The 13,650-nt window shown below is 39.1% G+C and carries 8 protein-coding genes; 4 read left to right on the forward strand and 4 right to left on the reverse strand.

What is annotated here, in order from left to right:
• Nucleotides 1-16 precede the first annotated feature (16 nt).
• The gene (locus KO534_RS14660; RefSeq protein ID WP_215930413.1) at nt 17-1,420 is read right to left on the reverse strand and encodes an MATE family efflux transporter; all 1,404 of its coding nucleotides are present in this window, start codon (nt 1,418-1,420) and stop codon (nt 17-19) included.
• Complete coding sequence (locus KO534_RS14665; protein ID WP_215930414.1) at nt 1,417-1,986, reverse strand: DUF2239 family protein; 570 nt, start codon at nt 1,984-1,986, stop codon at nt 1,417-1,419. Before KO534_RS14665 ends, KO534_RS14660 begins: the two co-directional genes overlap by 4 nt.
• 198 nt (nt 1,987-2,184) lie before the next feature.
• Between KO534_RS14665 and KO534_RS14670 the strand changes: the two genes are divergently transcribed.
• Complete coding sequence (locus tag KO534_RS14670) at nt 2,185-3,666, forward strand: WS/DGAT/MGAT family O-acyltransferase (protein WP_215930415.1); 1,482 nt, start codon at nt 2,185-2,187, stop codon at nt 3,664-3,666.
• On the opposite strand, the gene KO534_RS14675 is transcribed toward KO534_RS14670, so the two are convergent.
• A complete protein-coding gene (locus KO534_RS14675) occupies nt 3,656-6,340 on the reverse strand; it encodes a response regulator (protein WP_215930416.1) in 2,685 nt (894 codons plus the stop codon). The genes KO534_RS14670 and KO534_RS14675 overlap by 11 nt on opposite strands.
• A gap of 494 nt (nt 6,341-6,834) precedes the next feature.
• Between KO534_RS14675 and KO534_RS14680 the strand changes: the two genes are divergently transcribed.
• From KO534_RS14680 to KO534_RS14690, 3 genes are read left to right on the forward strand one after another with little or no spacing between them, the layout of a single operon-like run.
• The gene (locus KO534_RS14680) at nt 6,835-8,991 is read left to right on the forward strand and encodes an ATP-binding protein (RefSeq protein ID WP_215930417.1); all 2,157 of its coding nucleotides are present in this window, start codon (nt 6,835-6,837) and stop codon (nt 8,989-8,991) included.
• A gap of 10 nt (nt 8,992-9,001) precedes the next feature.
• Entirely contained in the window at nt 9,002-9,436 is a 435-nt protein-coding gene (locus tag KO534_RS14685) for a response regulator (RefSeq protein ID WP_215930418.1), read from the forward strand.
• Nucleotides 9,433-10,515 (forward strand): ATP-binding protein, encoded by a 1,083-nt coding sequence (locus tag KO534_RS14690; protein ID WP_215930419.1) that lies wholly within the window; start codon nt 9,433-9,435, stop codon nt 10,513-10,515. Before KO534_RS14685 ends, KO534_RS14690 begins: the two co-directional genes overlap by 4 nt.
• Before the next feature lie 34 nt (nt 10,516-10,549).
• Here KO534_RS14690 and KO534_RS14695 read toward each other — a convergent pair whose 3' ends face one another.
• Nucleotides 10,550-13,579, reverse strand: a complete 3,030-nt coding sequence (locus KO534_RS14695) for a chemotaxis protein CheB (RefSeq protein ID WP_215930420.1) — start codon at nt 13,577-13,579, stop codon at nt 10,550-10,552.
• Nucleotides 13,580-13,650: the final 71 nt, after the last annotated feature.

Raw genomic sequence — 13,650 nt, forward strand, 5'->3', positions numbered from 1 at the left:
TCAATAAATATAAGGCTTAGTGGTTTAGATTAATCGGTTGGCTTTCTTTGAAAAACAACCCCAACCAAGTATTGTGGCTTTTGCTTCTGAGACTTAACACTAAGACGGTTAATAACAAGGCCAGAAATTCTGTACTTGCTGCGGCATACCAAATTCCCCATTCGGCAAAGAAAAACGGCAGTATAAAAATCAATGGCAAAGAAAACGCGTAAGTTTTCATAATACCCAAAACTCCCGCACGCTTAGCATCACCTATAGCTTGAAAAAACATACCTACCATCATCTGCGGGCCAACCACAAAAAGCGCTAGCGTTATAAAAGGTAAAATGCGCTCTACTTCGTTAATGACCCTTTGGTCACTCACAAACAATGCACCTAATTCTTCCTTAAACACAAAGGCAATAAGCTGAAATGTAATGCAGTATATAAAAGAACTACCCAAAGCAATTTTAATGCTCTCGTTGACTCGACCTAATGCGTTGGCTCCAAAGTTGTTACCCACAATAGCCTGAAACGCCATACTCAAACCTAACAACGGCAAATAGATAAAGGTCATCAATCGAGTGACAATGCCATAAGCGCCAACAGTAGTGTTGTAATTTGCGGCGTCCCAAGTTTGTAAGTTATACAAGATGGCACCTGAGGACAAAGCGAGACCAATATAGTTTAAACTCGAGGGCGCCCCCAATGACAAAAAGCTTAACCAGTGCCTCCGCGATTTAGAAAAACGTAGTACCTGAAGCCCAAGATCACTGTTGCTGTATTTACGATACACAAAAATAATCAACAACGAACTGCCTTGCGCCAATACTGTGCCGTATGCCGAGCCTTGCACTCCCCAATTTAAATTCACAATCAGCAGATAGTTAAAAATCCCGTTTAGAACTACCGATAAAAGAGAAATAAACGCCATGAAAGACACGTTACCTTCACAACGTAGGCTGTCGCTATTTATTGCCAATATAAAAACCAAAGGAGAAAAAAACACCAAAATGGAAATATAGCTGTAGCTCATTTGCGCAATCAGGCTTGAACCATTACTGACCGACGCCACTAATGCGTGTCCTCCCAGCACAAACATCACGATCAATAACAAACACACCACTAAAGACAAAGTAATTGCCTGCGAAAAGGTTTGCACCGATTCAGAGCGATCGCCTGCCCCTAGTTGCCTAGCCATCAAACTAGCGAAGCCGTTTGAGACTAAAGTAGACATAGCAACAATCATAATAAATGCAGGGAACATTGAGGTGACCGCGGTTAATGCATCTGCCCCCACAAACACCCCAAGAAAGTAGGCATCCACCAGCGAAAACGAACCATTAACCAACATAATGAGAATAATAGGTGCAGCCGTTTTCAAAAACACTAAAGGTAAAGGCGCACTCAAATACGCATTAGTTTCGGAGGCAGCTGTCATGAGGAAGTCACACCACTGTGTAAATCTGATATTTCCATAAATTTAGCCATGACAAAATCTTTAATGTCAGCCGGCCAAGATTCAATCGCCGCCTCAAAGCTCACCTTACTATTGCGATATAACGCTCTACTTGCTTCTTCAAAACCCGGTTCATCCCCTAAAAAGGCCAGAGTAAACTTATCCAATTGCTGTTGTTTAGCACAGATTAAGTCTTCAGTTGATGGATTCTTTTGGGCCTCATCAACCAAGCGCCGTATCGCCGCCGAAGCCCCTCCTTTTTGAGTAGATAGCCATTCCCAGTGACGCGGCAATAAAGTGACTTCTTTAGCCTTAACACCCAGCTTTGGGCGTCCACGCTTTTGGCTAGTGGAATTGTCAGTAGTCATATTGGCGAGCACAGTTTGAGCGTCACCATGCCAACTGAAGTCGATTCTCTTACAGCTTTTTTCTTCGAACACTATGGGTTCGAGATTGTTACCCACTATTTTTACTTGTTTTACAATTTCTTCAAGGGTACCTCGAGCCACCACCGCTTTATCATAAATAGCCAAATATTGATTGTTCATTGCATTTTCCTATTCTTTACACAACCTAATTACATAACTTACCGGACAATAATACCCAGATAAAATTAAAAATCAATATTACCCAGATAAAAATAATTAACCTCTGTATAAAATTATCTTTTATGCAGCCAGACAAAAATAGGTTATGGTGAAGTTAAGTTGCGATAATCGAGTTTTTAACTTCTTTAAGGAAATGCAATGGATCACCTCAGCGGCTTAGATGCAGCCTTTTTACACTTGGAATCACCAGAAACCCCGATGCATATTGGCGGCCTAAGCATTATGGAATTACCTCCAGAGTATACGGGTGATTTTATGGATGATGTGCGTAATCATATTCAAAACAGAATGCACATGGCCCCTATTTTTCAACGAAAACTAATCAATATGCCATTTGATATCGCCAATCCAATTTGGGTGATGGATGAGTCTATTGATATTGATTACCACATTCGTCACGTGATAGTTCCGCCACCAGCAACACGGGTTAACGTGGATAAACTAGTGGCTCGATTACACTCTAGCCTCTTAGATCGCAGTCGACCTTTGTGGGAAATGCATATTCTTGATGGTTTGCCCGTGCCTGAAGAATTACCTAAGGGCACTCGTTATGTGGGTCTCTATTCCAAAATGCACCATGCCGCACTCGATGGTATGGGAGGCCAAGTGTTAATGGAAGCCATAATGGACGTGTCAGCGGTACCTCGTGCCGCGAATAAACGCAAACGCCGCAGAGAATCGATTCGCGGCGACCACTATGGCATTGCCGAGCTCACTGCGTCAGGAGTTATGCACAATGTTAGTCAATCTATCAAGTTAACCAAAAATCTACCTAAGCTAACTCTTAAAGCTTTTGATATGTTGAAACCTGCAAAAGCCCCAGATGGAGATAGCAGTGAACGTTTAAACTGGTTTGCTCCAAAAACCCCACTTAATGCAACTATTACCAATCAACGTAGTTTCGCGCGTTTTTCCATTCCTTACGCCGACGTTAAGAAAGTCGCTAAACTCAACGGTGTTAGCTTAAACGATGTCGTTATGTCTATTTCGGGAGAAGGCATGTTGCGTTATTTTGCGGACGAGGTTTTTGTTCCAATTGAACCTTTATTAGCCGCAATTCCGGTCAGTGTCAGACCCGAAGGCAATACCGAGTTGAGTAACCAAGTTTCGATAGCGCGTATGAGCCTAGCCACTAATATTGAAGATCCGCTTGAGAGGCTTCAGGCAATCAAAGCCTCATCAAATCATACTAAGTCACTGATGTCTGATGTAAAGGCTATCATGCCAACGGATTTCCCATCAATTGGTGCGCCTTGGTTAATGAGCAGTCTCGCTTCAACACTGACAAGAACACGAGTTGTCAATGCTGTACCACCTTTTGCTAACGTTCTAATATCCAATGTGCCTGGTCCAAACATAACGCTATATTTTGCAGGTGCGAAACAAATTAGTACCTACCCAGTTTCCATTCCGTATCATGGAATGGGATTGAACATCACTTTGCAGAGTTACAACGGTTGGCTCGACTTTGGTTTAATTTCTTGTCAAAAATTGATGCCAGATATACACGAGTTAGCGCAACATATGAAAGATGCACTGCAAGAATTGCTCGCTATAAGTGAAAAAACCTTCGCCGCGCCCCTTTCTGAAAAAGAGGCTGAAGCCACAACTAATCAATAAAGGGCGCCATAGTTGCCAACAAAGCGTCAATATCGACTGGTTTGCCACTATGGGCGTTCATTCCAACTGCTAAGTAACTGGTTACATCTTTTTCAAGTACGTTGGCTGATAAAGCAATGATAGGAAGTTGTGAAATTTTTGGATTATCGTGAGCCCGAATAATTTTGGTTGCCTGTATTCCGTCCATTTCAGGCATATGAATGTCCATCAATATGATGTGGAAGTCATTGGGTTGATTTAGTAAATCAACGGCTTCTTTACCATGGTGTGCAATAGTGACCTTAGCCCCTTTTTCTTCCAGTAAATGACTGATAACCACTTGATTGATTTCATTATCTTCAACGACCAACACCTGCACATTTGTTAAATTGACATCTTGCTGGACAGCCGGTTTTAACACCTGTGGTTGTTGAATACATAACTGGATAGTCTCGTACAATTTGTCAGAGGGGCAAGGTTTACTCAATACATAATCTACATTTAGCTGTGCTTTGGAGTTTTCAATTATTGAGGTTTCGTATGCCGAAATAATGATAATTTTAGGTGGTGCGAGTAACTCTAGCTTTTTTACTGCTTTTAGAAAACTAGCGCCGTCCATAATTGGCATAGTCCAGTCTGTCACTAGAACTTTTATATCATAGTTTTTATTTTGTAAGGCTAGTAACCCTTCCTCAGCAGTGAGCACAGCAATAGGCCTTACTCCAATTTTAATGAAAAAATCAGACAGCACTTCTAAGGCAATAGGATTGTCATCAACAATAAGAATATCAACATTACCTGGGATATAATCTTGTTTGCCAATAGTCGTCAGTACATTTTTATTCAAGCGCAAATGCATGGAAGCAGTAAAAGTACTGCCCACATCTTTACGACTGGTCACCTTAATATCACCACCCATGGTATGACAAAGCTTTTGACTGATGGCCAGACCTAAACCTGTGCCTCCATATTTACGGGTAGTAGAAGTATCGGCTTGGCTAAATTTGCTAAATAAATTTTTGAGATCAGTGTCTTCCATGCCCACACCAGTATCAGTTACTTTAAACTGCACCTCAACTTCTCGTTCGGAACCTCCTTCCTTTACCATTGAAATAACAACTTCTACCTCACCCGATTCTGTAAACTTGAAGGCGTTACCGCATAGATTAATTAATACTTGATTGATTCGAAAAACGTCACCCATTAAATCCGGATAAAACTCACCGTCAACCCTGATATTAAAGCTAATCCCACTAGCTTTAGCTTGTTCATCAAAAGACACTTTAAGATTATCTATCACACTATAAATAGAAAACGCTTTTTGCTCTAAGGTGATATTGCCAGAGTCAATCTTGGAGAAATTTAGAATATCGTTGATTACCGTTAACAGATGTTTACCAGAAAAGGTTAGTTTTCCTAAATATTCCCGCTGCTGGTTATCCAACTTAGTTTGTTTTAATAATCCGGCTAAACCAATCACTCCATTTAAGGGAGTGCGTATCTCATGACTCATATTTGCCAAAAATTCAGATTTAGCGTTTTCAGATACCTTCGCTTCTTGCACTGCTTTAGCTAGCTGTTTGTTTTTACTTATCAACTGATTTTTTTGTTTGACCAATTCAAACGTTTTACGAGTCACCTCTTTAGTCAAATTGCTATGAATCGACAATAACGAATAAGTGATAAAGGTTAACGCCAAGGTTAGTAAAAGCCCGGCAACAAAAAGTGGGAGTAACAAACTGTCTGGATTTTCTAGGTTTTGGTCAAGTGGGGAAATGGTGAGTTCAAAACGATTGTTTATTAATTGAATAGGAAAAGTGAAACTGATTGTGGAAAGACTGATACCCACCGAGTCTCGCAAATGATTCTGCGGGTAACGATAGAATTTATTACGTTGATCTTTCAACAAAAAGCTAAAATTATCGACTTGTGTGTCAGTGATAATTTTCCTAAACAAAGTTGAAATATATTGACTGGATACAATTAAACCAGTGGTTTTTACTGTGTCTACGTCTTGTGTTTTTTTGGTTAAAATGGGATGTATATAAAGAATAAATGGCTCGGCAATAATACCTGGTATTGGTTTAGCAAAGTTCGAAATTACAGGTTGTTGATTTTCCATTACAGGATAGATTAGCGGACCCACAGGCGATTTTGGTACTAGATTTCTGCCAATAAAGTTTTCGCCTTTAAACTCAGGATAGGTGTAACTCAAAATTGAATAATGCCCATCTACTGGCGTTGCCTGAGACAACTGGTTTGCAGCCGAATAATCAAAAATATCAAATTCGCTATATCGCGGAGCTGGATCCTCTCTGAATTTAGTTATGATGTTGTTGATTTTATCTTCAGGTATTCGAAATATGGTGGATATTCGCCTACCTTCTGGAAACTCTTGGAAAACTCGCGTTACAAACTCAGAAAACTCTACGGAATTGACCCAATTGGAAGAAGCGAAAAGATTTGTCACAGAAGACACTTGTAAGAAAGAACGATTAAATTCCGATTCAATATCTTTTGCAAATATTTTTGCTCGGTGTTGATAGGTATCTAAGGTGGCATTTCTTTCTTTAGCTAACCCCGATAAATACATGAGTACCGAGCACAGAGTACCAACAACCAATACTATCCACGGGTAATATTGGGTTCTACTAAATATCAAACTTTTTATTTTTGTTTTTATTATATTTTTCATATACCAATTAAAATCTTATTTTGTCAGTCGAACCGATGAAGCCGTTCTGCCGACCGCAAAACTAAATTCATTCTGGGGAGGCTAGTCCAATGATAGGTCGTTAATTGTAATACTGCTGACCTGTTAGTTTTTAGTACCGTTTGAAGTACACCGTTGTTGCCATCTGCCGATTAAGTTTACCAAAAGAGGGCAACTAATACGCCTGAATTACAAGGATTAATCACTAATACCAACTCCTTGTCCTGTCAAAGTTTCTAAACCTCAAGAATGTATACGAAGCAAACTGTATTTTGGATCGTTTTTAAGCCTTCGAGCTAGGATTGTCATTGCACCTTAGATAATTGCTTTTCCCGCGATCTAGACACCTTCCCGTAAATTACGCTAGATTTATTAAGTTTGGGTTAATAGAACAGAGATGTTAGTTTATAGTGATGGGAACTGGCTATTTTTTCAAACATGGATTGTACTAAATAGTTGTCATTACTAAGTATTTTATGAATAGATTTCACTTAAGTAAATTAGGTTATATTGTTGGATGTCTGCTTATTTTAACATTAGGATTAGGCACCCTTTGGTATAGTTATCTTGTTGTTTCCAAGCAAGTTGAAAATGAAACCAACACCTCATTAGCGTTGCAATCAAAGCTTAAAGGCGCAACCATAGAACAAACCTTACTTAGCAGTATTCGCCATACGCGCTTTATCTACGCGACTCCACCTGTAGACGGCATAGTGCGAGCGCTACAACATAAAGATATCGATCCAATTGAGGGCATTGAATACGCTTTATGGGTTAAACGATTAAAAACTATTTTTTTGGCCTATGTAAAAAACACCCCTGACATTGTACAAATTCGCTTTATAGGTAAAGCAAACAATGGTCGAGAATTAGTCCGAGTCCATAGACATGGCGATAAAATTGAAGTGGTACCAGATGATAAACTTCAACAAAAAAATCAACGTGACTATTTCCAGAACGTACAGTCACTGCCAGCAGATCAATTGTATATATCCGAAATTTCGCTCAACCGAGAATACGGAGAAATAGAACAACCCCCCTGGCCCACTTATCGTATTGCACAGCCCGTTTTTGATGCCCAACAACAATTTTTTGGTTTAGTAATAATTAACTTTAATGCGCAATTACTGCTGGATAAACTCACTCAGCACACTGATACATTCTTAGAATTATTTCTGTTAAACAATCAAGGCCAATACTTAATTAGTCCCAACAAACAACAGTCTTTTTCATTTGAATATGGTGATACCAGTAATTGGCATGACGATACTCAAGCTATTGTTTCGTCCCAAGTGGACAACGCCAAAAGCCATACTATAAAATTTAAAGCAACGAACACGGTTTTTAATATCAGTCAACACCTTGTCAATATGACAGTCACATCACATGTACCACCTTTAACCGTTATTACCGCTATAAATCATCAACAAATGAACCAACAAATACGCCAACGTTATGGCACATCAGTTGTGTTTAACGTCGGCCTAATACTATTAGCGCTAGTGTTACTGACGCTTTACCGCCTTTACAGCCACGCTACATTTTTGCGCTTGAAAGTGCAGGCTGAATTTGAAGCTATTTTTCAAGGCTCAAATGATGTAATTATCAGTTTAGATACACACGGCAAAATACATTCATGGAATCACGCAGCTTTAACCTTCTTTTCGGTGAGTGAGGACACAATGGAAAATGCAAATATCGACCAACTTGTTCAGCATCCGCAAGCACTGACTGCAATTAAACAGCAGATCTCCACCATATTTAGTCAGCACAGTTCGGAATCGTTAGAAGTACACCTTAGTTCAAATCACCAAACAACTCGGGTCATGTCTATCGCCTTTGCACCAGTCTATATGGGTAGTTCGACTGTTGCATCGGTGTCCGCGATATTTCGTGATGTCACTGATGCGAGCCTACTTAGGCAGTCTCTACTGGACAGCAATAAAAAACTAGAATCACGTAATGATGAAATGCAGGCGTTTGTGTATACCGTTTCCCATGATCTTAAGTCGCCACTCGTCACCATAGGCGGGTTTGCCGATCGAATTCTAGATTCAGCAGGTGACAAACTTGATGAAAAAAATAAGCATCGATTAGATCGTATAAGAATCAACGTAGATCATATGGCAAAATTATTGGGGGAACTGCTTGATTTAGCTCGTATTGTTAAGCAAAAATTAAAGACTGATACATGCCAATTAAAAACTTGTATCGAAAAAGCCCAACAATCGTTAAATCAATCTATAGTAGATTCCAAAGCCAGCTTTGAAATTACAAATGGCGACCAACAGATACAAGTTAATTCACAACTGTTAGTACAATGCCTTCAAAACTTATTTTCTAACGCAATCAATTATGCTGTAGTAAACACACCTCCTATTATTAAAATAAACTGTTTTCAAAAAGACGATTTACTGTGTATTGAGATAGCGGACAACGGCATGGGTATTGACCCGAAACATCATGATAAAATTTTCAAAATATTCGAACGACTCGATGTAGGTAATGGTAGTGGCGTAGGACTAGCGATTGTAAAAACTATCATGGAAAAACACCAAGGATGGGTAGAACTAAAATCCGCAAAAGGACAAGGTAGCACCTTTACGTTGTGCATTCCCCAACTAAATCAATAAAGGATGATAGATGAAACCGTTAAAGATATTAGTGGCTGAAGACAATGACGATCATGCTGAAATGATTGTTGAGGCATTAGAAGTCTACAACCCCGAAAATACAATAAACCGTTTTAGTAATGGCGAGCAACTTATTGCACACCTTGAAACGCTGCAACGACAAAATATTGAAAAACACCTGTTGCCAAACTTGATATTGTTAGACATAAAAATGCCGATCATGGATGGTTTAGAGGCACTGCAATTAATTAAACAGAATGTCACATTTAAACATATACCAGTGATGATGGTGAGCACCTCTGAAAACGCTTTAGATATTGAACAAAGTTACAAAAATGGTGCAAATAGCTACATAGTCAAACCTTTTGATTTCACTGAATTTGCACAAAAAATATGTGATGTGAATCGCTTTTGGGCTGATATCAGCGAACTACCTAAAGCATGAAGATACTGCTAATTGAGGACAATCCAGACCATATCGAATTAATCGAAGAATGTTGTCATAGTGCTTTTACAACAAACTGCAACATATCAACATACAACACACTTGCCGATGGTGTAGCTGCACTGCAAAGTGGTACTTTTGATATCGCTTTAATTGACCTCAGTTTCCCAGATTCTGATATCGACGCTACCACCAAGGTGTTAAGAGACTTAGAGTCATCGATTCCGATAATTGTTCTTACCTCTTTGCAAGACGAAGAAATTGGCCGACAATTGGTCAAAGACGGAGTACAAGACTACTTACCTAAAGATAGCTTGCAAAAAACACTATTGCAGCGAATGACTCTATATGCCATTGAACGTAAACGCCATCAGGTACAACTGATAGATAACGCCGCTAATCAGCAGGCTTTTTGCCGAAGCCTATCCCATGATTTTAAAGCTCCACTGCGTAATTTGGACTATTTGAATACAATCCTGAAGGAGCAGTTATCACAACGCCAAGTTTTGCTCGGCGAAGACCTATCGATGTTCGACAAAATAGAACATCGATTACTTGCTATGACGCACCTAGTAGATGGTTTAAATAACTATCTGCAAGTTGAACAAGTATCTACAATCAGTGAACAAGTCGATCTCAACCTTATAATGTTTGAACTCAGGTTACTATTAACCAGCGACTTGTATAACAATGCGTCTATAACATTCGAAAAGTTACCCACTATTCAAGGTAACCGCGCGCAAATATATATACTGCTGCAAAATATCCTACAAAATGCGCTTAAATACTGCAATACAAGTCCAATTGTCACGGTAACAGCCCTAGAAATAAAACAATCAAGTGCTGGTAAAAATGAAGTGCGTCATCAAATAAATATTTGTGATAACGGCATCGGTATCGAAAATAGTTTTGTTGAGAGTATTTTCAAACCATTTCATCGCTTACACAGCGAATCAGAATATCCAGGATCAGGATTAGGCTTAAGTGTTGTACAACGCATAATGAATAACCATAATGGTGAGGTGTCAGTTACCAGCGAGCTAGGAAAAGGAAGTTGTTTTTCTCTAACTTTTATCTAGCCCGCAAAACTTAAAAGCACTAGTGGCGTGAACGTCAACCTAAACTATTGAGATATATTTCAGTTTTTCTATGCCTAAGAGAATATTTTATGCTGCGGTCTAATAATGCTGAGGTAATATCTTTCTTATCAATCACATCATAAATCCCCAAATCAATCGCGCTGTTTGTCAGTTCGTCACTCACCTCACCAGAAAGTAAAATAAATGCCGGTTTGATGGGTTGGTCGTTGCACTCTTTCACCAACTCTAGTCCAGAATGTCCCCCCAGTTTGTAATCAACCAAACATAAATCTACATTGTTCTGCCGAATAAAATCTTTTCCTTCAGAAAAACTGCCAACATTATGTATTTGATATTTCTTATCGTCAGCATTTAATGTAGTTAGGGCGGCGCGTATCGCCATCAAATCGACGTCATTGTCATCAACGATTAGTACATCAACAAGATCCTTATTTAAGGTAAAGTTTACTGCCATCATCGCTTTAAGTTCAACATAACTACTGGCCAATTTTGTTTTTAATAGTTGGGTTTGATTAATATCAGTTAACGAAATGACGCAGCCTTGAGCGGTATTTGACTTATCTAAATAAGGCGACAATTTAACTAACATCTGTGTGTTGTCTTGTGTTTCCACTTCCTTCTCAACCGTAATTTCGTCGTTAATAACCGTTGAAATTTCTTTTAACAAACCTTCATATTTTAAGCTATGGGAAATATGGTGAAAGGGCCGTCCAATATCAGATTCGATCAAATTAATATGCTGCTTAGCTATCGGTGAGAATCGACGTATCACCATGGCATCGTCTAGAAAGATGAAGCCTATATCAGCTGACTTAATGATATTTTCGATGTCTAAATTGACTTTAGTGGTCTCTTCGATTTGTTCTTGATACTCGCTATTCACACTATACAATTCTTCGTTAACTGATTGCAGTTCCTCATTAGTACTTTGCAATTCTTCATTTGAAGCCATCAATTCTTCGTTTGTACTTTGCAACTCTTCGTTGGTAGTTTCCAGTTCTTCAATGGTGGCACTTAAATGATATTGGTTATGACGAAGTGCTTCTTCTAAATCATCAATTCGCTGCTGTGGCTCTACCAGTCCATCGTAAGGAACACTGACATGTTTTACTGGGGTCTCAACTTTGGAAGGACTAAAACCAATGGCAACATAGGTATTACTGTTTTTAGTACTTGGGACGTATAAAGCAACGATATCAACTATTGCATCTGTGCCATCTAGTGATTGATATTGTATGTCTTTAAAACGCACAGCTTCTTTTAGCTTGACTACTTTATGTATGGCCGTAGTCACAGCCATTGCTAAACCTTCTAACAAATAGTCACCTATTTTGGCACTAAATCTCCCTTGTTGAATTGGCTTAGTAAAAGGCTGTAAATCTCCGTATAAATGAATAACTTCTAATTGTTCGCTCATTATGACGCTGGCTGGAATAAAGTCATTAATCAATGCCTCCAAAGCCGACATATGGTTAATTTCTTTTGGCTGCTGATAATGATTTAGAATTCGTTCAATACTTGGCGAACTTTTACGTTCTTTAACATTTCTATTCGCTGGCAACGTAAACAAATCATTCACTCTATGGATAATTTGGTCTTTTTGGTAAATACGATAACGTTCGTTAATCGGTTTGAAATTCTTTTGAAAATCCCCCAAGGTTTCAGAGCTACCTAAGAATAAATAGCCATCTTTGCGCAGAGAAAATTGCATCATAGCCAACACATTTTGTTGTGCTTTGGCCTGAAAATAAATCATTAAATTACGACAGACCACTAATTGGCAATTAGAAAACGGAGGATCTTTAAGTAAATTATGATTAGCGAAAACAACAAGATTACGCAACTTTGAAGATACGGTGAATCCTGCTTTGCTTCGAACAAAATATCGATCTAGTCTTTCTGCATTAACATCGGTGGCAATATTAATTGAAAAAACACCTGAGCTTGCTTCTTTAATGGCGTTAGCATCTACATCGGAAGCAAAAATTTTAATTTCATGAGCGCTATTTCGACGTTGACGTTCTTCATCAAATAACATAGCAATAGAAAATGCTTCTTCACCACTAGAACAGCCGGCAGTCCACACTCGGATCGTTTCATTGCTCGGTGTTTTATCAAATATTTTGGGAATGACATGATGTTGCAAACAATCAAATGCTTCAACATCCCTAAAAAAATGAGTAACTCCTATGAGCATTTCTTTAGTTAGCGTTTTCGCCTCTTGCGGATGCTCAACCAGCATATCTGCGTATTCTTGCAAGTCCTCAATATCATGAATTCTCATGCGTCGCTCAATACGACGTTTGACTGTATTGGGCTTGTACAAACTAAAATCGATATCATGTTGCTCAAACAAGTGGGTATATATTTTGGACAATATTCCGTCACTAAATTGACTGATTATAGGGTCACCAATTTTTTTAGGTTTTCTCTCTAAATCTAATACCTTAACTAAATAATCGGGAATTTCAGCAGCTAACATAACGGCGTCGATTAACTGTGTTTGAATGGCGCAATTTGGCATGCCATCAAACTGAGCTTCTTCAGGATCTTGTACAACAGTGAGGCCCCCCGCTTCTTTCACATCTTTAATACCCCGACTACCATCGCTTCCGGTACCAGACAAGATAACCGCTACACTGCGATGTTGGGCAGCGGCGGCAACTGAACGAAAAAAAACATCGATGGGGAAGTTGCTACCTTGATGGGGTACTTGATCGACTAATATTAATTTTCCTTCTGCCATCAACATATTGGTTCTAGGTGGCATTAGATAAATTGTATTGGCTTCTATTTCTAAACCATCAGTCGCTGTGCATATTTTTAGATCGGTGCGACGCTGTAATAACTGATCCATCAGGCTGTCAAAATCAGGTGATAAATGTTGCACAATCATATAAGCCATGGGGGCATGCTTGGGCAATACCGAAACAAACTCGTTTAACGCCTCTAAACCACCAGCAGACGCCCCTACTGCAACGTAAAATAAAGGCTTAGTTTTATTGCTACTCGATTCATTCTCTGTGCTATTAGTATTCGACATATTATCCTTCAATCTACCTAATTCAGTAGAATTATTTCTTGCACCATTCCGGTAGCATTATTTACCGCATT

The organism is Paraglaciecola arctica (assembly GCF_018861065.1).
GTDB classification, from domain to species: domain Bacteria; phylum Pseudomonadota; class Gammaproteobacteria; order Enterobacterales; family Alteromonadaceae; genus Paraglaciecola; species Paraglaciecola arctica_B.